The 22,141-nt window shown below is 66.3% G+C and carries 17 protein-coding genes and 2 tRNA genes; 10 read left to right on the plus strand and 9 right to left on the minus strand.

All coding sequences use genetic code 11. The features are described from left to right. Positions 1-109 precede the first annotated feature (109 nt). From ACFTQE_RS15900 to rpmH, 8 genes are all read right to left on the minus strand, one after another. Entirely contained in the window at positions 110-1,090 is a 981-nt protein-coding gene (locus tag ACFTQE_RS15900; protein WP_376925991.1) for a ParB/RepB/Spo0J family partition protein, read from the minus strand. After that, a complete protein-coding gene (locus ACFTQE_RS15905; RefSeq protein WP_375836708.1) occupies positions 1,090-1,962 on the minus strand; it encodes a ParA family protein in 873 nt (290 codons plus the stop codon). The genes ACFTQE_RS15900 and ACFTQE_RS15905 overlap by 1 nt, the downstream gene beginning before the upstream one ends. 5,217 nt (positions 1,963-7,179) lie before the next feature. Further along, entirely contained in the window at positions 7,180-7,809 is a 630-nt protein-coding gene (rsmG, locus tag ACFTQE_RS15910) for a 16S rRNA (guanine(527)-N(7))-methyltransferase RsmG (RefSeq protein WP_376925992.1), read from the minus strand. Positions 7,810-7,825: 16 nt separating this feature from the next. After that, complete coding sequence (locus ACFTQE_RS15915; RefSeq protein ID WP_129231534.1) at positions 7,826-8,323, minus strand: R3H domain-containing nucleic acid-binding protein; 498 nt, start codon at positions 8,321-8,323, stop codon at positions 7,826-7,828. Between the two features lie 3 nt (positions 8,324-8,326). Further along, positions 8,327-9,280 carry a membrane protein insertase YidC gene (gene yidC, locus ACFTQE_RS15920; protein ID WP_375836197.1) on the minus strand — a complete coding sequence of 318 codons (954 nt, stop codon included), beginning with the start codon at positions 9,278-9,280 and terminating at the stop codon, positions 8,327-8,329. Between the two features lie 8 nt (positions 9,281-9,288). Beyond that, positions 9,289-9,768 (minus strand): membrane protein insertion efficiency factor YidD, encoded by a 480-nt coding sequence (gene yidD, locus ACFTQE_RS15925; protein ID WP_376925993.1) that lies wholly within the window; start codon positions 9,766-9,768, stop codon positions 9,289-9,291. A 1-nt stretch (position 9,769) separates the two neighbouring features. Beyond that, positions 9,770-10,144: a ribonuclease P protein component gene (rnpA, locus tag ACFTQE_RS15930; protein ID WP_376925994.1), complete on the minus strand. Its 375-nt coding sequence runs from the start codon at positions 10,142-10,144 to the stop codon at positions 9,770-9,772. 7 nt (positions 10,145-10,151) lie between these two features. After that, entirely contained in the window at positions 10,152-10,289 is a 138-nt protein-coding gene (rpmH, locus tag ACFTQE_RS15935) for a 50S ribosomal protein L34 (RefSeq protein ID WP_022889115.1), read from the minus strand. 428 nt (positions 10,290-10,717) lie between these two features. On the opposite strand from rpmH, the gene dnaA reads away from it, so the two are divergent. From dnaA to ACFTQE_RS15980, 9 genes are all read left to right on the plus strand, one after another. Beyond that, positions 10,718-12,139, plus strand: coding sequence for a chromosomal replication initiator protein DnaA (gene dnaA / locus ACFTQE_RS15940; protein WP_376925995.1), 1,422 nt, complete (start codon positions 10,718-10,720; stop codon positions 12,137-12,139). A 498-nt stretch (positions 12,140-12,637) separates the two neighbouring features. Continuing rightward, positions 12,638-13,786 (plus strand): DNA polymerase III subunit beta, encoded by a 1,149-nt coding sequence (dnaN, locus tag ACFTQE_RS15945; RefSeq protein ID WP_375836201.1) that lies wholly within the window; start codon positions 12,638-12,640, stop codon positions 13,784-13,786. Positions 13,787-13,895: 109 nt separating this feature from the next. Continuing rightward, positions 13,896-15,149, plus strand: coding sequence for a DNA replication/repair protein RecF (gene recF / locus ACFTQE_RS15950; protein WP_376925996.1), 1,254 nt, complete (start codon positions 13,896-13,898; stop codon positions 15,147-15,149). After that, complete coding sequence (locus ACFTQE_RS15955; protein ID WP_376925997.1) at positions 15,142-15,624, plus strand: DUF721 domain-containing protein; 483 nt, start codon at positions 15,142-15,144, stop codon at positions 15,622-15,624. The genes recF and ACFTQE_RS15955 overlap by 8 nt, the downstream gene beginning before the upstream one ends. A 122-nt stretch (positions 15,625-15,746) precedes the next feature. After that, positions 15,747-17,765, plus strand: a complete 2,019-nt coding sequence (gene gyrB / locus ACFTQE_RS15960) for a DNA topoisomerase (ATP-hydrolyzing) subunit B (RefSeq protein WP_376925998.1) — start codon at positions 15,747-15,749, stop codon at positions 17,763-17,765. 82 nt (positions 17,766-17,847) lie between these two features. Further along, the gene (gene gyrA / locus ACFTQE_RS15965) at positions 17,848-20,355 is read left to right on the plus strand and encodes a DNA gyrase subunit A (RefSeq protein WP_376926001.1); all 2,508 of its coding nucleotides are present in this window, start codon (positions 17,848-17,850) and stop codon (positions 20,353-20,355) included. Positions 20,356-20,361: 6 nt separating this feature from the next. Further along, positions 20,362-20,766, plus strand: a complete 405-nt coding sequence (locus ACFTQE_RS15970; protein ID WP_375836204.1) for a DUF3566 domain-containing protein — start codon at positions 20,362-20,364, stop codon at positions 20,764-20,766. A gap of 67 nt (positions 20,767-20,833) precedes the next feature. Continuing rightward, positions 20,834-20,907 (plus strand) — tRNA-Ile (locus ACFTQE_RS15975). Positions 20,908-20,971: 64 nt separating this feature from the next. Continuing rightward, a tRNA-Ala gene (locus ACFTQE_RS15980) sits at positions 20,972-21,044 on the plus strand. A 65-nt stretch (positions 21,045-21,109) separates the two neighbouring features. On the opposite strand, the gene ACFTQE_RS15985 is transcribed toward ACFTQE_RS15980, so the two are convergent. Continuing rightward, the gene (locus tag ACFTQE_RS15985) at positions 21,110-21,490 is read right to left on the minus strand and encodes a hypothetical protein (RefSeq protein ID WP_376925999.1); all 381 of its coding nucleotides are present in this window, start codon (positions 21,488-21,490) and stop codon (positions 21,110-21,112) included. 97 nt (positions 21,491-21,587) lie between these two features. On the opposite strand from ACFTQE_RS15985, the gene ACFTQE_RS15990 reads away from it, so the two are divergent. Continuing rightward, complete coding sequence (locus tag ACFTQE_RS15990) at positions 21,588-22,040, plus strand: NUDIX hydrolase (RefSeq protein ID WP_376926000.1); 453 nt, start codon at positions 21,588-21,590, stop codon at positions 22,038-22,040. The last annotated feature ends 101 nt before the right edge of the window (positions 22,041-22,141 follow it).

Consider the following 22,141-nt stretch of genomic DNA (forward strand, 5'->3'; position numbering starts at 1 on the left):
CGATTGGGCCGGCCCTCTTCACGTTCGGACAGTCGATTCCCGCCGCGGTTCGTGCCCCTCGAATCGATTGATTCAGTTCGTCAGAACGGATTCTCCGGGCGATCTGCGATCACACGCCGTCGAGATTCTCGCCCAACTCCGTGAGAATCCGACGCAGGTCCTGAACCGTCGCGAAATCAACCGTGATCTGGCCTTTTCGAGCGCCGAGTGCGATCTTCACGCGAGTGTTGAGCCGATCGCCCAGGCGGCTGGCTAGATCTTCCAGGAAGTCCTGTCGTTTGCCGGCAGCGGGCTTCGGGCGAGACACCTTCGGCTCCTTCGTCGCGACGGCTTCGGCCGCACGAACCGACAGTTCCTCGTTCACGATCTTGTCGGCGAATCGCTGCATCTCTACGACGTCGTCACCGATCGACAGGATCGCGCGCGCGTGACCCGCACTCAGCACACCGGCCGCGACCCGGAGCTGGACCGGCTCGGGGAGACGGAGGAGCCTCAGCGTGTTCGAGATCTGCGGACGCGAACGGCCGATGCGCGAAGCGAGCTGCTCCTGGGTGATGCCGAAGTCGGCCAGCAGTTGCTGATATGCCGATGCCTCTTCAAGCGGGTTCAACTGCGAGCGATGAAGGTTCTCAAGCAGCGCGTCACGCAGCATGTCCTCGTTCGCGGTGTCCTTGACGACTGCCGGAATCGTGTCGAGACCGGCAGCTTTAGTGGCGCGAAGGCGGCGCTCACCCATGACCAGTTCGTACTTGCCGGCGAGCTCGGGGTGACGGCGAACGACGATCGGCTGCAGCACACCGAACTCACGCACGCTGTGCACGAGCTCCGCGAGGTCATCAGGGTCGAAGACGCTGCGCGGCTGGTGAGCGTTGGGCAGGATGTCGTTCGGATCAAGTCGCGCGAGATGGGCGCCCGGTACCGTGACGAGACCCTCCGCCGACGCAGCCTGTTCAACCACGGCGACAGCGGTGGTCTGCTGAGTGTCGGATTCGGGGAAGAACACATCGACCGGACGCGCCCGAGTACTGTCTTCACCGCTCGGGATCAACGCGCCGATCCCACGTCCGAGGCCGGTTCGCTTGGTTGCCATCAGTTCGACTCCTCGGGTGTTGCCGCTCCGCGACGAGCGATTTCGGCTGCCGCCTCACGATACGAAAGGGATCCGGTTGATCCGAAGTCGTAGCTGATCACGCTCTGGCCGTAGCTCGGAGCCTCCGAGACACGAACCGATCGGGGGATGATCGTCTCGAGCGTCTGAACGGGGAAGTGGTCGCGGACCTCTTGCGCCACCTGCTGGGCGAGGTTGGTGCGCGAGTCGTACATCGTCAGCAGGATCGTCGAGAGACGCAGCTCGGGGTTGAGATGCTTCTCGATCAGTTCGATGTTGCTGAGCAGTTGGGACAGCCCCTCGAGTGCGTAGTACTCGCACTGGATCGGGATCAGCACCTCACGCGCCGCGACGAAGGCGTTGATCGTCAGGAGTCCGAGTGACGGCGGGCAGTCGATGAAGACGTAGTCGTACGGGCGATCCATCGAGGCGAGGTGGGCATCGAGCGCTCGGCGCAGTCGCTGTTCGCGCGCCACAAGGGAGACGAGTTCGATCTCAGCGCCGGCGAGGTGGATGGTCGCGGGGACGCAGTCGAGCAGTTCGTGCTCGGTCGAAGGCTGCACGACCTCCGCGAGCGAGACGTCGGAGACGAGCACCTCGTAGACGCTCTTGCGTTCGGATCGGTGATCGACACCGAGTGCGGTCGAGGCGTTGCCCTGCGGATCCAGGTCGATGACGAGCACTCGGGCACCTGCCCGAGCGAGCCCAGCGGCGAGATTCACGGCGGTGGTGGTCTTGCCGACCCCACCCTTCTGATTGGAGATCGTCAGCACGCGGGTCGATGGCGGAAGCGGGAGTACCGCTTCATCGAGTGCGGTGCGCCGACGGGTCTCGTCGGCGAGTTCGTAAGCCAGGGGAGTTCCTCCGTGATCTGACGATGTTTCACGTGAAACATCGGGGGCTTCGGTTGGTGCGGGGGGTGCTTCAGGGGCAATGGGCTGCACGGTCGAGCCGACGCCGTGCTGCAGAGGAGCCGACTCGACTGACGGCGAGGGCGATGCGACCGAGAGTGCGGGCTGAAGTGGCTGTGGGGTGCGTTCCGGCAGGGCCTCGCCCGTGCTCTGTTGGCTTCCCAACGGGGACACCCGGGGGACTGCGTCCTCGGAACCGGGAGTGCTGTGAATGGCCGTGGTCGACGGAGCGTCCATGGTCGGAACGGGCGTGGGCGAAGGGGGAGCGGTCGGCGCGTCCGCAGTCGGAGTAGCTGTGGTCGGAATGTCCGCACTCGGAGCAGCCACGTTCGGAGCAGGCGCTGTCGAAGGGGGAGTAGTCGGAGCAACCGTGGTCGCAGCGTCCGTGGTCGCAGCGTCCGTGGTCGGAGCAGCCACCGTCGGAGCAGCCATGGTCGGAGCAGCCGTGGCCGAAGGGGGCGTGGTCGGAGCAGCCGTTTGCTGAGCAGGAGCCGGGGACTCTCCCGGGCGTGCGGGATGGAGCGCCGACGCAGTGTCGGCGGCGGCATCCCCGACGATCTCGCGGATCAGGTCTTCGAGAAGCCGGTCGGGCCCAGTGGGATGGTGCTCGGCGGACCCGCCTGCAGGATCAGCGTCCGCCCGGAGAGCGGCCGCCGTCTCGGCGTCCCAGTCGATGCCACGGGGTGCTGGATGTTCACCGGTCGGTGCCGCGGCGCCTGTCGCAGTGGGCGCGGCCGCGGCAAGCCCGTCAGAGACTGCCCGATCGGCCGTGTGCTCTACTACGCCGTCGCGATCCGCGATGCGCACCGATGCATTCTCGAGCGAAACTGCCCCGTCGTCGGTGCTGTGGGGTGAGGCAGCGGAAGCGGTGCCCGTGCCGGGCGGTGTCGCGCTCGATCGAGACTCGGGACTCCACTCGGCGAATCGCTGCAGGTCGACAGCCGGGTCCGCCTGGCTCGAAGGTCCGCCCGACGTCTCAGCCGGCGCCGATGGCGCGGACTTCGAATGCGTCGTACCACCGGTCGGCTCGTCGGGGGAGGGCTGAGGGCGCTTGCGGTGAAACCATCCACGTCCCCCGCCCTGTGCCATGCCGACGCTCCAAATCCTTGGTTTTCGAGAGAATCGCCGCGTCTGCGGAGTCCTCGATCCGAGAGTCAAGCCTAACCGCCGCGACCGACTCTCAAGTTGAAACACGAGCGAACTCCGCCAGATCCGGACCGATCGTCCTGTGATGGAGGAGACACTCCACACCACCGACGTCGTGCCTCTTGATGCGTCGCCGCTTCTATTGAGAACCTCAACTGATCGGCGACCAGCAGCGAACGGATGGCGATCCATCGAGCGCGACACGATGGGAGGTCAAGCAGCCTGACGCGCAACTACATCGGGGCGATCACCTGAAATTCACCGAGTAGGGCACCCGCCGTCGAGGAACAAGTGGGATGCATGAGTCCCGATCCGATGAGTGTCACTCCGTCATACGCCCAGCGCGTTGCAGGAGTGGGACTGCTTGCGTGGTGCGAACGTGGACACGATCCGTAGTCCGCGCACCCGACGCTCGGTCGGTGCGCGGCGCGTCCACCTGGTGTCGGACGCGATGCCGATCCCGATCGACTCGAGCACACTCGGTCCGATGGGGACGCAGGGGGACCGGTTGATCATGTTTCACGTGAAACATGACGGCAGCACCTGCGCTCCGCGTGGGTGCTACACGGGCCAGCGCCTTGGATCGAGGGCGGGCATGGTGTGGATCGGCAGCCGAGCGACCCGGCGCTGCCAACGCCAGCGCGTCAGCAGAAATGACTCGCGGAACTCTGCGACTGATCTGTCGCTGCAGGCGCTGCCTGGATCGATGAACGTGTTCACCAACTCATCCGCAGTAGTGATGCCCGAGCGATCCACGAACCGGTCCAACCCACCAAGCCCCTGCGTACGACCCGCACCAGCGCAACAGCAATGCAGCATCCAGGAGCACCTCGATGTTCTCATCGCCACGGTTGGGACGGCTCAGGTGCGTCCGGCTCGGCCCGCCTCCATCCGACGAGGACGCGCCGAGCCTGCAGTACTGCAGGGTCGAAGGGAATGCCCGATACCCGCGTGAGTGCAGAGGAGCGTCGCCTGACCGACTGATCCGCTCAGTTGTGAAGCTCGCTGAGTCGATCCGCCTGAACTGCGTCACGATGACCGCAACCAAGGTCCGTGAGTGCCCACCTCGACTCATTCGGGTATCCAGGACGCCGATCCTCGTGCAGGTGGCCCTGCGCACCCGCTGCCTGCGCGGCGCTGTGGCGTGCTCCTCCCAGCTCATCGCCTAGTGCGACGACGCGGAATGATGGGCCAGATCCCATCGCAACACCTCAGTCCGCCGATGCTTCACGTGAAACGTCGACCAGCCCGGTCCCCGAATAACTCGCCTCCAGTCCAATCGACCACGCACGGACGTTTCACGTGAAACATCCGCCAACTGGCCCGCCGTGCAAACTCCCCAGTCGATCGACGCCGCGATGCTCACCGAGACATCCGTCTCGTCATCCAGATCACTTTGGCCCCCGCTCGGCGCACGCCGATGAAACACCCACCGGCCGGCCTGTCATCGAACTCACCTCCTGTCGCCCTCGCCACACGTCGACACTTCACGCGGAGCGTCGGCAGCACACCCAGTCGTCCCGCTCGCCTCCGACCCGACTCGACGTGCGCGATGTTTCACGTGAAACATCGACAGCACGGATGGCCCCGACCGCTTCGCTTCAGCCCACACCGCGCACGTCGACCATTCGCGGAAACGTCGGAATCCTGAATGCCCGACACATCCCTACCGCCGACTCTCGCCATGGCGACGAGTCCGAGCGAGTCGATGGGGGAGCGACCCTCGCGAAGGCGCGGATGGAACGGGTGCGGTCGATCACGCTGGGGGAGTCTGATCTCGCGGTCACCCGCTGCTCCCATCGGGTGAACCGGACCCGCTACCGATCCAGTGCAAACGCTGAGCTACGAAGGCACTGCGAAGGCACAACCACGCGACCCGGAGTCGTTCGCGACAGCCGCCCGACGAGGTGTGACCCTGCGATCCCAGCATCTCTCGACGAGCGGGTGCGGAACGAAGGCCATCGATGACCATCGGATGCCGGACAGTGAGCGAGCCGGACCGCGATTCCGTGGAGCGCAACCCGGAACGCATCTCCGGACGAGAACCTGCGAGGAGGCAGCCAGGGCATCCGAGCTCGAAATTCACACCCAACGCGCACACGAACCCCGAGCTCGGGGATGAAGAGTTACTGAACTCGATGAACGGCTCCGTGGCATCGACCACCTTGAGATGCCCGCGCGCGGCAGGCGGCGTCGCGGCGTGCGACCCGGGGTGGGAAGCGTCACTCACGGCGAGGCGAGCGAACCGACCGGGAGGGCTGCGCTGCGTGTCGATGACCCAGCGGCGGGTGCAGAGCACTCGATGGGGGAGTCCGCACCCGATGGAGACGTCGGCACCCATCGAGAAGTCGGCACTCGATCGAGCAGCCCGCACCCGATGAGGAGTCCGCACCCATCCGGAATGCCGACAGCCCATGTGACCGATCGCCATCCGTGCGGTCCCGCTGTTCCCGTGGCGTCGGCGGGCTCCACCGATGCAATCGCGTCCTTCGTAGTGGGCCGGCCCGCATGACCACGCGGGCCCAGCACCTTCTGCCGGGTCCGTGCCGAGATGTTGAGGATGTCGGTGCGGTGGGGCGGCGAGCTCCAGGTGAGAGAGGGTGGCCTCCGCGCAACCAGATCGAGGCGATGACAACCTGGGGACGGACACGCGGTGGGCTACGCGAGCCGAATGGAGGCGATGAGCCGATCTGCATCGCGGAGGAGGACTTATGGAATGCGATGCGCATTCCGAGTGGTCGCCCCACGAGACACGGGAGTCCTCCCGCCGCGGACAACAGGGCGGAGTACTTGGCTCGAAGGTGAATGGAGTCGTTGGAGGACCGGCTTCCGGTTTGGAACGGTGACGAGGACCTGGGTGCTGGGTGCTGGGTGCTGGAACAGCCTCCAGACAGGCATCCGCATCACCGGAGTTGGAATCTGAGTGCATCGCCGACGATCTGACCGTGCGCCGCTCTCCTTGATCGAAAGCCCCGTACATCTCAACTGCTGCGCCGTCGCACTCACGAGCGACCCGTACAGGCGGCCGCGCGGGCCTGCTGTCATGCATCCCGCCGTCCCGCCGTCCCGCCGTCCCCCTGCCTCGCTGGCCCGCTGGCCCGCTGTCCCGCTGTCCTGCTGGGATGCCACTCACGCGATGGGCAACCCGTCGGCCCGCCCAACTCGCGCGGGCACCAGCGCCCGGAGGACGTGTGCCCCGTCCTCCGGGCATCGATCTGTTCGCATCGGTAGGACCGTGAAGGTCCCGGCCCGATCTGGCGACTCCGTCATCGGCCTGCAACGGACGCGAACGTCGCGCTGCGGCACCGTGTCTCGAGCGCGACGCCTGCGAGTGGCAGGCAACGTCCTCCTGCGACGCCGCGTGTCATTGCGAGTGTGCGTGCGCGATCACAACGCATTCGGTGAACGGAGAGCCGAGGTCACTTCGACGGGAACGGAGGCCGCTCACCCGCAGCTCACCGGTTCGGCAGTCGCAGAGCCCTGCGTTTCACGTGAAACACCCGAGATGACCGGCGGACCGAACGGTCACGAGCCGGTCGCGAACCACCTCACCGAACCGAGCAGTGACAGTCCATCGCGGACCATGGCTCCCTGAGCACCGAAATGCTCCGCAAGCTCCGAACCGAGCGCTGCGCAGGGGGGAGCGATGGCGCCGTTCCGCCGCGTGGTCGTTGCGCGCATCGAGCGCGAACCGGACCGGCGGAGCGACCGAGCGACCGAGCGACCGAGCGACCGAGCGACCGAGCGATGATCATGCGATTCACCGTGCACTCCACCGTCGAGGGCGCGGGTGATTCGGATCATGCACGACAGCGAGGGCGAACTCCACGGGCTGCCGCAGCGGCGCTTGTCGACACGCGAACGTGGCTCTCGTCGACCTCGACGAGCGATGCAGCTGCGAGCGACTCACCTGCCAACGATGCAGCCGCCAGCGCGCGCAAGTACACATCCGCGACCAACGATCGCTGCGAGCGCGAAGAACATCGAGAACGACAGACCCGGGGGAGAGGGCCGTCAGCCCGCAGTGGCGCGGAACACCCTCGTGACCTCGGAGACGACGCCCTCACCGAGCACGAGCACCTCGACGTCATGCAGGTGGTACTTGCGAATGGCCTTCTCGGCAGCACCGATCTCGCCGTCGACTCCCGCGCCCTTCATCAGCACCAGCTCACCGCCGGGTCGCAGCAGGGGAGCGGTCACCGGGATCAGGGTGCGAAGTGCGCTCACCGCGCGTGCCGTCACCTGGTCGAGGGAGTCGAAGAGCTTGGACTCCTCGGCGCGTGCGCGCACGACCGTCACGTTCGAGAGGCCGAGCTCATCGGCCTGACGCTCGAGCCACGCCACCCGACGCTCCATCGGCTCGATGAGGGTGAACGAGACATCCGGACGCATGATCGCGAGCACGATGCCCGGCAGGCCGGCACCGGAACCGACATCGCCAACACGCCCCGGTCGCAGCAACGGTGCGACCAGTGCGCTGTTCAGGATGTGGCGGGTCCACAGGCGCGGCAGCTCCAGCGGACCGATCAGCCCGAGTTCCTCGCCGTGGCGGGCGAGGGCGTCCGTGAACGCTCGCCCGCCCTCGATGTGCTCGCCGAAGAGTTCGACTGCAGCGGCCGGCTCCGGTTCGACTCCGTCGATCATCGTTTCACGTGAAACGTCAGCCAACGCGCGTGATGACCGTGTGACGGTCGGAGCCTTCGCCGCGCGACTCCGAGTGGAGGCCGCGCTCGGCGACGAGATCGTGCACGAGCTTGCGCTCGTACGACGACATCGGGGGGAGGGATGCCTCAGCGGCCCCGCCCTCGATGCGCTCCGCTGCCCGCTCGACGAGCCCGGCAAGCTCGTCGCGACGTGCGTCGCGCGAACCGCCGATGTCGAGGATCAAGCGTGAGAACGCGCCCGTCTTGGTCTGCACCGCGAGGCGAGTGAGCTCCTGGAAGGCGCTCACCGTCTCGGGCTTCGCAAGCAGGTTGAGGTTCGCACCCTCGCCGGCGTTCACCGAGACATAGGCGCGACCGTTGCGGGCATCGATGTCGATGTCGCCGTCGAGATCCATGATGTCGAGGAGCTCTTCGATGTAGTCGGCAGCGATGTCGCCTTCCTCCTCGAGCTGCGAGGTGGAGCGCTCTGCGGCGTCGTGCTGTACGTCGGTCATGGGTTACTTCCCCTGCTTCTTCGCGCGAGCCTTGCTCACGGGCTGCTGGCGCTGAGTCTTCTTCGCTTCAGGCGCTTCGATCTCGGTCTGGTTCTTCTCTTCGACGACGAGCTTGCCCTTGCGGGCGAGGCGCTCCTCGCGGGCCTTCGCGGCCTCGCTGCCGGGCGTCGGCATGTTGCGGATGACCACGAACTGCTGACCCATGGTCCAGAAGTTCGAGACGAGCCAGTAGAACATGACGCCGATGGGGAATGCGACACCCGAGAAGGCGAATACGAGGGGGAGCAGGTAGAGCATGATGCGCTGCTGGCGGAACATCGGGCTCGCCTTGGTCTCGGGCGACATGTTCTTCGAGACGATCTGCAGCTGCGTGATGAACTGCGATGCGGTCATGAGCACGATCATCGTCGCGGCGATGACCATGACCTGCCAGGGGTACTCGCCGTTCATCGCACCGATGAAGGTGCCCTTCAGCGGTGCGCCGAGGATCTCGGAGTTCGCGAACGAGTTGGCGAGATCCTGCGTGAACACGCCGACGCCGGCCTTGTCGTGCTGGGCGTCGTTGAGCACGGAGAACAGACCGAAGAAGATCGGCATCTGCAGCAGCAGCGGGAGGCACGAGGAGAGCGGGTTGGTGCCCGTCTTCTTGTAGAGGTCCATGGTCTCGCGCGACATCGCCTCGCGGGAGAACTGGTCCTTCTTGCCCTTGTACTTGTCCTGGATCTTCTTGAGCTGCGGCGCCACCTCGAGCATGCGGCGCTGGCTCTTGATCTGCCTGACGAAGATCGGGATGAGCGCGGCCCGCACGACGATGACGAGGCCGACGATCGACAGCACCCACGTCACGCCCGCGTCGGGGTTGAGCCCGAAGAACGTCCACATGGAGTGGAACGCGACGAGGATCAGCTCGATGACCCATTTGATGGGCCAGAGGACCAGGCTGATGATATCGGGCATTGGGTGGGTCAGTCCTTTCGGAACAGGTTGGGGGAGGAAAGCGCGAGCGCCGCGTCATCGCGGCGAGGTTCTGGAGCCGGAACGGCGGCGACCGCCGGGACGACGGATGCGTCGTGGCCGACGGAATCGGAGGCGTGGCTGTGAGCGTGGCCGGTCGCATCGAGCGCAGCGGATGTCGCAGCATCCGCCCAACCGGCGGGGATGACCCACCCGAACCGGGTGACGCGATACCGGGCGTGCCTGGCCGCGCGAACGTCGTCGATGCCGCCGGCAGACCAGGGGTTGCACCTGAGGATGCGCCATGCCGTGAGCAGCGACCCGATGACGAGGCCGCGTTGCTGCACCGAACCCAGGCCGTAGGCCGAACAGGACGGGTAGTACCGGCAGACATCGCCGTACAACGGCGAGATCGCGGCGCGATAGCCGCGAATGAGGAGGACCCCGGCATTGCGGGGGCTCAGCGCGGCGAACAGGACGGCGTTCTTCACGCTAGTCGCCCTTCTCCTGCGCTGCTGCTGCGGCCGACGCACGTGCGCGTCGGCGTTGGAGTGCACCGAGTACCTCGGCGCGGATCTCGTTCCAGTCGGCGAGGGATGCCGACGGCAGTGCTCGCACGACGACGTCGACATCGGAGATGCCGTCGCCGAGTGCCTCGTGGCAGACGGCCTTCAGGCGTCGACGCACGAGATTGCGGCGCACTGCGCCGCCGACCTTCTTCGAGACGATGAAGCCGAAGCGTGCGTCGGTGCCCGACTCCCGTGAGCGCACATAGCTCACGGTGTGGGCACCGGCGACCTTCGCCCCACGGCGCACGATGACTCGATAGTCGTCGGCGCTCGTGATGCGATTGGCTTTGGCGAGCACCGAAGAACTACGCGGAGAGCTCGGTGCGACCCTTTGCGCGGCGTGCCGAGAGGATGGCACGGCCGGCGCGGGTGCGCATGCGAAGGCGGAAGCCGTGCTTCTTGGCGCGACGACGGTTGTTCGGCTGGAAAGTACGCTTGCTCATTCTTCTTCTCCGGCGTTCGGATCTCCTCGCCGAAATTCGCTGGTTGCGTGAAGGCGGGAAAACTGGGTGCCCTGACGGGCTGGGGTCAACTGATTAAAACTACGGCCTCGAAGGCTCGGGGTCAAACCGAACCGACACGGAAACGGCCGCAGTTCAAAAGAGACAGTATCGCTCGAACCTCAGGATCGCCTGTGGAACGACACGCCCACCCTGTCGAATCCCTCAATCGGCATTTGTCGGGAGCGCCTTCCTCGGATAGCGTTTGACACCAGTTATCCCCAGCTTGGTGCGCGGATTCTCGGGCTTCTTCCGAAATCTCCCCACAGGCCGTGGACAACGCAGAGAACACGCGCGTCGCGCCGCTTGCTCCGTCGATCGGGGGATCGATGAGCGGCCAGACGACGGCCACCGAATGATTGCGGGGAACGATGACAGAGCAGCCCATCACGGATACGTGGGCGACGATCCTCGATCGGCTGTCAGACGACGACGCGATCACTCCGATGCTCCAGGGCTTCCTCAACCTGGTCGAACCCAAGGGCATCGCAGCAGGCACCTTCTATCTGGAGGTGCCGAACGACTTCACCGCGAGCATGCTCAATCAGCGCATGCGGGTCTCGTTGCTGTCGGCGATGAGCGTGGTCGAGGCTCCGTCACCCGTGACGTCGTTCTACGTGGTCGTCAATCCCGAACTCGAAGAGGCGCGGGCTCCCGAGCCGCAGTCCCCGTTCGTCGATGAGGCGATCGATCCGGTCGAGTTGCCGGCCTCCCCGCAGTCCGTGTTCGAGAACACGAGCCCCGTCGCATCCCGCGACACACGACTCAACCCGAAGTACGCGTTCGAGAGCTTCGTGATCGGCCAGTCCAATCGCTTCGCCCACGCGGCCGCGGTCGCCGTGGCCGAGGCGCCGGCGAAGGCGTACAACCCGCTCTTCATCTACGGCGACTCGGGCCTCGGCAAGACGCACCTCCTGCACGCCATCGGCCATTACGCGATGAGCCTGTACCCCGGAATCCGCGTGCGCTACGTGAGTTCCGAGGAGTTCACGAACGACTTCATCAACTCGATCGCGAACAACCGCGGTTCCCTCTTCCAGCAGCGGTATCGCAACATCGACATCCTGCTGATCGACGACATCCAGTTCCTGCAGGGCAAGGCGGAGACGCAAGAGGCGTTCTTCCACACCTTCAACACGCTGCACGACCACAACAAGCAGGTCGTGATCACGAGCGATGTGCCGCCGAAGCACCTCACGGGGTTCGAGGACCGCATGCGCAGTCGCTTCGAGTGGGGCCTCATCACCGACGTGCAGGCTCCCGACCTCGAGACCCGCATCGCGATCCTCCGCAAGAAGGCGCAGTCCGAACGGCTCCAGGTGCCCGACGACATCCTCGAGTACATGGCGTCGAAGGTCTCGTCGAACATCCGCGAGCTCGAGGGCACGCTGATCCGCGTCACGGCGTTCGCGAGCCTCAACCGCACGCCGGTCGACATGCCGCTCGTGCAGACGGTGCTGAAAGACCTCATCACGGATGACTCGGACAACGTGGTGTCGCCGGTCGACATCATCACGGCGACCGCCGACTACTTCAAGTTGACCGTCGACGACCTCTACGGTTCGAGCCGATCACAGGCCGTCGCCACCGCACGGCAGATCGCGATGTACCTCTGCCGTGAGCTCACGAGCCTGTCGCTGCCGAAGATCGGGCAGCTCTTCGGCAACCGCGACCACACGACGGTCATGTACGCCAACAAGAAGATCTCGGAACTCATGAAGGAGCGTCGCTCCATCTACAACCAGGTCACCGAGCTCACCGCACGCATCAAGCAGGTCAGCCGCTACCGCTGAGCCGCTGCACGAGTGCGCGAACCGCCGTCCGTTCCGGGCGGTGTTCGTCGCGCCCTCCGGCGTCGCCGGAGACCTCCGAAACGAGGTCTGCAGGCCCTGTGCAGGCCTCTGCCGACCGATTCCCACAGTTGTGGAGAACCTGTGGATTGTTAACGAGCAACCGCCCAGCGCCTGTTGAGACAGGGTGCTCGCCTGTGCAGAACAGTGTCATGCGTTCGGCATCGGAGTGAGGCATCCGCTCACGAACCCACACACTGTGCACAGATCGGATGGCCCTCGATCAGCGTCGTTCCGCGGGTCTCCGAACACCATCCACAGTTTCCACAGCGGTTAACACTGTTAAGAGTTAAGGGTTTAAGCGGGGATTCCCACAACCTTGTGGATCGGCGCACCTCGAAGGACGTCTTCGCGACTCGGTTCGTGATCGATTCGCCCGCGTTCGGGCGATCTCTGCGGATAGCATGGGAGCCACCCAGCGACATCCACGACGGGAGTACCGTGAAGTTCCAGGTCAACCGCGACGTCTTCAGTGAGGCCGTTTCATTCGCCGTCAAGCTGCTGCCGCAGCGCACAACGTTGCCGATCCTCTCGGGCGTGCTGATCCAGGCGAACGCCGACGGCCTCGTGCTCTCCTCGTTCGACTACGAGGTCTCATCGCAGACCGAGATCCAGGCCGACGTCGAGGAGACCGGCACCGTGCTCGTCTCCGGTCGTCTCCTCGCCGAGATCGCCGGCCGCCTGCCGAACGCCCCCGTGCGCGTGGCGACCGAAGAGAGCCGTATCTCCGTGAGCTGCGGCTCCGCGAGCTTCACCCTGCTGTCGATGCCGGTCGAGGAGTACCCCTCCATTCCCGAGATCGGCGAGCAGTCGGGCGTCGTTCCCGCCGAGGAGTTCGCTGCAGCCGTCGCACAGGTCGCCGTCGCCGCTTCTCGCGACGACGTCACCCCGGTCATCACGGGCGTGCAGCTCGAGGTGCGCGAGAACAACCTCAGCCTCGTCGCCACCGACCGCTACCGGGTCGCCGTGCGCGAACTCGATTGGGACGGCGGCTCCGTCGCGAGCGAGGAGTCGGTCACGGCCCTCGTTCCCGCGCGCACCCTGCAGGAGGTCGGCAAGACGTTCGGCCACTCCGGCACCATCTCGGTCTCGATCACGAGCCGCGACGACCGTGAGCTCATCGCGTTCAGCGCCGAGAAGAAGACCGTCACGTCGCTCCTCATCAAGGGCAACTTCCCGCCCGTGCGCCGGCTCTTCCCCGAGACCGTCGACAACTACGCGGTGGTCAACACGGCCGAGCTCATCGAGGCGACCCGTCGTGTGGCCCTCGTGCTCGAGCGCGAGGCGGCGCTCCGCTACAGCTTCACGGCCGACGGCCTCACCCTCGAGGCGATCGGCAGCGAGCAGGCCCAGGCCTCCGAATCGATCGACGCGATCCTCACGGGCGACGACACGGTCGTCTCGCTGAAGCCGCAGTTCCTGCTCGACGGCCTCGGCGCCGTGCACTCGGAGTTCGTGCGCGTCTCGTTCACGAAGACCGAGAACCCCAACAAGCCGGGCCCCGTGCTCATCACGAGCCAGTCCTCGCGCGAGCAGGCCGGTGCCGACAGCTACCGCTACCTCCTGCAGCCGAACCTGCTGCTGCGCTAGTCCGTCGCCACGGGCCCAGCCCGTCGTCGGCGGTGCGGGGTAGCGTGGTCAATTGCGAATCCGTCGGCTCCGGGGCATCCGGATGCCCCGCTGCTGAAGGGAGCCCAGCGTGCATGTCGCCCGGCTCTCCTTGACCGACTACCGCAACTACGAGCGGGCCGAACTCGAACTCGGTCCCGGCGCGACGGTGCTGGTCGGGCGCAACGGCCAGGGCAAGACCAACCTCGTCGAATCGATCGGGTACCTCGCCACGCTCGGGTCGCACCGGGTCTCGGGTGATCAGGCGCTCATCAGGGCCGGCGCAGACGCCGCGATCGTGCGGGCACTGCTCTCGCACGGCGACCGCGAGCTGCTCGTCGAACTGCAGCTCAACCGTCAAGGCGCCAATCGGGCACAGCTCAATCGCTCGCCCGTGAAGACCCGCGAGCTGCCGCGGTACGCCCACAGCGTGCTCTTCGCCCCCGAAGACCTCGCGATCGTTCGCGGCGAGCCCTCGGTGCGCCGGCGCATGCTCGACGAGCTGCTCATCCAGCGCACACCGCGCCTCGCGGGAGTGATGGCCGACTACGAGCGAGTGCTCAAGCAGCGCAACTCGCTCCTGAAGAGCGCCCGGGCGCGCGGTCTCGCCGTCGACAAGCTGACGACCCTCGACATCTGGGACGAGCGACTCGTCGCGTTCGGATCCGAGCTCATCGATCAGCGACTCGCGCTCGTCGACGAGCTCCGCGATCCACTGGCCGCGGCCTATCGTGCGATCGTCGACGCCGACCACGGGCCGGGCATGACACCGCTGCTCTCCATCGACGGTGCCGACCCCGACTCCGATCCCGAACAGGTGATCGGCGCCGCCGAGTCGACCATCGGCACTCGCGAGCGGTTCGCCGAGGCACTGCGCGTGCTCCGCCCGAAGGAGCTCGAGCGCGGCGTCACCCTCGTCGGTCCGCATCGCGACGACGTCGTGCTGCTCCTGAACGGACTGCCCGCCAAGGGGTACGCGAGTCACGGCGAGTCCTGGTCGTTCGCACTCGCGCTGCGCCTCGCCTCGGCCGAATTGCTGCGCCGAGACTCGATGACCGGCGACCCGGTGCTCGTGCTCGACGACGTCTTCGCCGAACTCGACCGCCTGCGGCGCGAACGCCTCGCCCATGCGATCGTCGGGTTCGAGCAGGTGCTCGTGACGGCCGCCGTGCTCGAAGACGTCCCGGCCCCGCTGACCGCACGCGTCGTGCACATCGCGGGCGGCCGAATCGTCGACGGCGAGCCCGAGACGAGACCGGCGACCGCCGAGTCCGAGGTCTCGAACGAGCCCGAGGTCCGGAACGAATCCGAAGTTCCGAGCAAGCCCGAGGTCGCCGATGTCTGAGGCGTCCCGGGTCTACCAGCACTTCCGCGAGATCTTCGGCGGCGAGCCCCGCGCACGCACCGGCCGCCCGGGCCGGGTCCGCACTCGCGAGGCATCCGGCAGCGAACCGTTCAGCCCCGGCCGCGACCCGAAGCCGCTCGGCGACACGATCGATTCGCTGAGCGCGCAGCTCGGCTGGAGCGGGCCGCTGTCGCAGCACGACGTGCTGGCATCGTGGGCGGAGATCGCCGGTGAGGAGACCGCGCGGCACACCGAACCCATCGCGATCGAGGGCGGCGTGCTGCAGGTGCGCTGCGAGTCGACGGCCTGGGCGACGCAGCTCCGCATGATGCGCACGCAACTCGTCACCGAGATCACGACGAGATTCCCCGGAGCCGGGGTCGACACGATCCGCTTTCAGGGCCCCGATGCCCCCACCTGGAAAAAGGGTCCCAGATCGGTTCCAGGGCGTGGTCCGCGCGATACCTACGGCTAGGCAGGCAAATTCGGTCACTGGGAACGTGAAATCGCCCCAGACGGCGCTTCGAGGCTTGTGTCGACCCTCGATTTGATAGGATCGAGAGTCGCCAGAATGACGGTCAGGAGCCCGATTCACACATGACAGCGGAACCGACGAACCCCCAGCAGACACCGGCTTACGGTGCTGATGAGATCCAGGTACTCGAGGGGCTCGAAGCGGTTCGCAAGCGGCCGGGTATGTACATCGGCTCGACGGGCCCACGAGGCCTGCACCATCTCGTCTCCGAGATCGTCGACAACTCGGTCGACGAAGCGCTTGCGGGCCATGCCACCACCATCGACGTGACGATCCTGCCCGATGGCGGTGTGCGCGTCATCGACGACGGCCGCGGCATCCCGGTCGACATCCACAAGACCGAGGGCCGCTCGACGGTCGAGGTCGTGCTCACCGTGCTGCACGCCGGCGGTAAGTTCGGCGGCGGCGGCTACGCGGTCTCCGGCGGCCTGCACGGCGTCGGTTCATCCGTCGTCAACGCGCTCTCGACCAGGCTCGACGTCGAGGTGCGCCGCCAGGGCCACGTGTGGCGTCAGTCGTTCACCGTCGGCGTGCCCGACGCGCCGCTCTCGCAAGACGAGGCGAGCGACGAGACCGGCACGACGATCACGTTCTGGCCGAGCCCCGACATCTTCGAGACCGTCGAGTTCGACTACGAGACCCTCCGCAGCCGCTTCCAGCAGATGGCCTTCCTCAACAAGGGCCTGCGCATCACGCTCACCGACGAGCGCAGCGGCCATGTCGAGATCGACCCCGAAGACACCGCGGCGAGCGAAGCGGATGACTCGACTCCCGGGCCCCGCACCGACACGTTCCTCTACGAGCGCGGGCTGGTCGACTACGTCGAGTACCTCAACCGCTCGAAGAAGTCCGACCTCGTGAACGAGGAGATCATCTCCTTCGAGTCCGAGGACACCGATCGCAAGATCGCGCTCGAGGTCGCGATGCAGTGGACGACGTCGTACACCGAGTCGGTGCACACGTACGCGAACACGATCAACACCCACGAGGGCGGCACGCACGAAGAGGGATTCCGGGCAGCGCTCACGACCCTCGTCAACAAGTACGCCCGCGAGAAGGGCATTATCAAGGAGAAGGACGACAACCTCTCCGGCGACGATGTGCGCGAGGGCCTCACCGCGGTCATCTCGGTGAAGCTCTCCGAGCCGCAGTTCGAGGGCCAGACGAAGACCAAGCTCGGCAACACCGAGGCGAAGTCGTTCGTGCAGAAGGTCACCTCCGACCAGCTCGGCGACTGGTTCGAGCGCAACCCCACGGTGGCGCGCGACATCATCCGCAAGGCGATCCAGGCCGCCACGGCCCGCATCGCGGCGCGCAAGGCGCGCGAGGCGACCCGGCGCAAGGGCCTGCTCGAGTCGGGCGGCATGCCCGGCAAGCTCAAGGACTGCTCGTCGAAGGACCCGTCGATCTCCGAGATCTTCATCGTCGAGGGCGACTCGGCCGGCGGCTCCGCCGTGCAGGGCCGCAACCCCGAGACGCAGGCGATCCTGCCGCTGCGCGGCAAGATCCTGAACGTCGAGAAGGCCCGACTCGACCGCGCACTCGCCAACAACGAGGTGCAGGCGATGATCACGGCGTTCGGCGCCGGCATCGGCGAGGACTTCAACACCGAGAAGGCGCGCTACCACAAGATCGTGCTCATGGCCGATGCCGACGTCGACGGCCAGCACATCACGACCCTGCTGCTCACGCTGCTGTTCCGGTACATGCGCCCGCTCATCGAGCTCGGCTACGTGTACCTCGCACAGCCGCCGCTGTATCGCCTGAAGTGGACCAACTCCGACCACGAGTACGTCTACTCCGACAAGGAGCGCGACGCGCTGCTGACCGCCGGCATCGCCGCGGGCAAGCGCATCCCGAAGGACAACGGCGTGCAGCGCTACAAGGGTCTCGGTGAGATGAACCACCAGGAGCTGTGGGAGACCACGATGAACCCCGAGACCCGCACGCTGCTGCAGGTCACCATGGACGACGCGGCCGCCGCCGACGAGATCTTCTCCACCCTGATGGGCGAAGACGTCGAGAGCCGCCGCAACTTCATCCAGAAGAACGCGAAGGACGTGCGTTTCCTTGACATCTGATGTGATCAACCCCGGCGACGACGACACGGTCGAGGGCCCCGGCATCCACGGCAAGATCGACCAGGTCGATCTGCAGCTCGAGATGCAGCGCTCGTACCTCGACTACGCGATGAGCGTCATCGTCGGGCGTGCGCTGCCCGACGTGCGCGACGGCATGAAGCCCGTGCACCGCCGCGTCATCTACGCGATGTACGACGGCGGCTACCGCCCCGACCGCGCCTTCTCGAAGTGCGCCCGCGTCGTCGGCGACGTCATGGGCCAGTTCCACCCGCACGGCGACACGGCGATCTACGACGCCCTCGTGCGCCTCGTGCAGCCGTGGAGCCTGCGCTACCCGCTCGCGCTCGGCCAGGGCAACTTCGGTTCGCCCGGCAACGACGGCGCGGCCGCTCCTCGATACACCGAGACGAAGATGGCTCCCCTCGCGCTCGAGATGGTGCGCGACATCGAGAAGGAGACCGTCGACTTCCAGGACAACTACGACGGTCGCACGCAGGAGCCATCGATCCTGCCGGCGCGATTCCCGAACCTCCTCGTCAACGGCTCCGTCGGCATCGCCGTCGGAATGGCGACGAACATCCCGCCGCACAACCTGCGCGAAGTGGCATCCGGTGCCCAGTGGTACCTCGAACACCCCGAGGCCTCGCGTGAGGAACTGCAGGAGGCGCTGATCCAGCGCATCAAGGGACCCGACTTCCCGACCGGCGCGCAGATCCTCGGCGTCAAGGGCATCAACGACGCCTACCGCACGGGCCGCGGCTCGATCACCATGCGCGCCGTCGTCTCGGTCGAGGAGCTGCAGGGTCGCACCTGCCTCGTCGTCACCGAGCTGCCGTACCAGGTCAACCCCGACAACCTCGCGATCAAGATCGCCGACCTCGTGAAGGACGGCAAGGTCGGCGGCATCGCCGACATCCGCGACGAGACCTCGGGCCGCACCGGCCAGCGACTCGTGATCGTGCTGAAGCGCGACGCCGTCGCGAAGGTCGTGCTGAACAACCTCTACAAGCACACCTCGCTGCAGGAGAACTTCGGCGCGAACATGCTCGCGATCGTCGACGGCGTGCCGCGCACGCTCTCGATCGACGGATTCATCGCGCACTGGGTCGACCACCAGATCGAGGTGATCGTCCGTCGCACGCAGTACCTGCTGCGCGAGGCCGAGGCCCGCATGCACATCCTGCGCGGCTACCTCAAGGCGCTCGACGCGCTCGACGAGGTCATCGCCCTGATCCGCGCCTCGGCGACGGTCGACGATGCACGCGACGGGCTCAAGAACCTGCTCGAGATCGACGACATCCAGGCCGATGCCATCCTCGCGATGCAGCTCCGTCGTCTCGCGGCGCTCGAGCGCCAGAAGATCATCGACGAGGCCGAGTCGATCCAGGCGGAGATCACGGACTACCAGGACATCCTGGCCCGCCCCGAACGCCAGCGCACGATCGTCTCCACCGAGCTGGGCGAGATCGTCGCGAAGTACGGCGACGAACGTCGCACGCACATCATGCCGGGCTTCGACGGCGACATGTCGGTCGAAGACCTCATCCCCGAAGAGGAGATGGTGGTCACCGTCACGCGCGGCGGCTACGTCAAGCGCACGCGGAGCGACAACTACCGCTCGCAGCACCGCGGCGGCAAGGGCGTCAAGGGCGCGCAGCTGCGGGCCGACGACGTCGTCGAGCACTTCTTCGTCACCACGACGCACCACTGGCTCCTGTTCTTCACGAACATGGGCCGCGTCTACCGGGCGAAGGCGTACGAGATCCAGGAGGCCGGCCGCGACGCGAAGGGCCAGCACGTCGCGAACCTGCTCGAGATGCAGCCCGACGAGCAGATCGCCGAGATCCTCGACATCCGCGACTACAACGTGGCCCAGTACCTGGTGCTGGCCACGCGCGAGGGCCTCGTCAAGAAGACCGAGCTGACCGCGTACGACACGAACCGCTCGCGCGGCGTCATCGCGATCAACCTGCGCGAGGGCGACGAGCTCGTCTCGGCGATGCTCGCCGGCGTGCACGACGAGATCCTCCTCGTCTCGAAGAAGGGCATGTCCCTGCGCTTCGAGGCGACCGATGAGGCGCTGCGCCCCATGGGCCGTTCGACCTCGGGTGTGAAGGGCATGTCGTTCCGTGAGGGCGACCAGTTGCTCGAGGCATCCGTCGTCGCCGCGTCGCTCACCGACGGTTCCGAAGACGACGAGTCCGAAGCGAGCGCTTCCGACGACGACGCCAGGTACGTCTTCGTCGTCACCGAGGGCGGATACGCCAAGCGCACCGCGGTCGACCAGTATCGCCTGCAGAACCGCGGCGGACTCGGCATCAAGGTGGCCAAGTTGAGCGAGGATCGAGGCGACCTCGCGGGCGCGCTGATCGTCGGGCGCGACGACGAGGTCCTTGTGGTTCTTGCCAGTGGCAAGGTGGTACGCTCTGACGTCGCCGAGGTTCCCGCCAAGGGCAGGGACACGATGGGCGTCGTGTTCGCGAAGTTCGCGAACGACGACAGGATCATCGCCATCGCGAAGAATTCCGAACGGAATCTCGTGGAGGAGGCCGCCGAGTCCGAAGCGGCCGAGCCCGCGCGAGAGGAGTAACCCTACATGAGTAGCGTCGCCGAGAAGCTGGCCCGCAAGTCGAACCGGAAGACCCCTGCCAAGCAGGTGCGCCTCCGGCTCGTCTACATCGATTTCTGGTCGGCGGTGAAGCTGTCGTTCCTGGTCGCCGTGTGCCTCGCGGTCGTCAGCATCGTCGCCACCTTCCTGATCTACACGGTGCTGGGTTCGACCGGCATCTTCGACAAGGTCAACGAGCTCGTGCAAGACGTGGCGGGCGCCGGCGGCGACCTGACCTCGATCCTGTCGCTCGGCAACGTCATGGGCTTCGCGGTCGTCGCGGCGCTCCTGAACCTCGTCGTCACGACGGCGCTCGGCGCCATCATCGCCGTGCTCTACAACCTGAGCGTCAAGATCACGGGCGGCATCCTCGTCGGATTCACCAACAACTGACGCCGCGTCTTCGGCCCGATTCGGAGATTCCTGCCGCGTCCGGTAGTGTTTCCTCTGGCCGAAATTCGGGGATATAGCTCAGGCGGTTAGAGCGCTTCGCTGATAACGAAGAGGTCCGAGGTTCAAGTCCTCGTATCCCCACAGTGAGTAATTCAACACCAGTGCACAATTCAATATGAAGAAACGGATGCCTCGGCATCCGCGCGGGGCCTTAGCTCAGTTGGTAGAGCGCCTGCTTTGCAAGCAGGATGTCAGGAGTTCGAATCTCCTAGGCTCCACAGTCTCCCTCGGTGCTCCTTCGGTCGAGCGCCGCATTCCCTCTCGACGATCGACCGATCGCCGGTCACAGTTGCAGCCACCGATCGATCAACGCGATGATCTCGTCGCGATGCGCGTCGATCTCCGCCGGGTCGAGGGCGATCACCCCGCGGTCGACCGCCGCCCAGCGCACGAGGCCGGTGTCGTCGTCGAAGCTGAATCCTTCGGAATCGACGATCTTCACCCCGCGATGCATGACGATGCGCACCTTGCCGCGCGGGTCGGTGCCGACCGTCACGCGATCGACGCCGTCGAGCGCGTAGTTCGGCCCGTTCCACTTGACGTTCTCGACGGCAGCGACGGGCGCGACCCCGCGGATGCCGTCGCGGAGCCGCGAGAGCGTGCCTGCGAGCTCGGGCGGGAGGCCGTCGAGATACCGATCGACTTCGGGTGATGCGGCGATCATCCTGGACGCCTCGGTCATCATGGCGCTCCGTTCACTCGGGTGCCTCGACCATAGCGGTGCACGGCGGGCACGTCGATGGCCCCGCTACAGTGTGCTGATGGACATCCGCATCGCTGCGTACGGGGTCATCATCCGCGAGGGCCGGATTCTGCTCTCGCACTGGAACGAGCACGGTCGCTCCGGATGGACGTTGCCCGGCGGCGGCATCGAGGGTGCCGAGCACCCGGTCGTGGCCGCTCGACGGGAGATCTTCGAGGAGACCGGCTACGAGGCATCCGTCGATCGCCTGCTCGGCATCGACACCATGGTGGTCCCGGCGTCGAAGCGCCACTCGGGAGCCGTGCCGCTCTACGCGATGCGCGTGATCTATCGCGCGGCCGTGGTCGGCGGCCGACTCCGGAACGAGGTCGGCGGATCGAGCGACGAGGCTCGCTGGTTCGACCTCGACGAGGTTTCGCGCTTGAAGCGCGTGAGCCTGCTCGACGTCGCGCTGCGGCTGAACGCCGCCGAGCCGGCCGACGGCGTGCCGCCATCGGCTCGGGAGGAGTAGCGAGCTCAGCGCCTGCGGAGAGCGCCGCTCGGCGCCCCGCTCGGGGTGGGTGCGAACGCGCCCGCGGCCGTGTCGCCGACGTTCCGGCCACGTGGCCGAAC

The sequence above is a fragment of the Agromyces sp. NPDC056965 genome, assembly GCF_042673425.1.
Taxonomy (GTDB): Bacteria; Actinomycetota; Actinomycetes; order Actinomycetales; family Microbacteriaceae; genus Agromyces.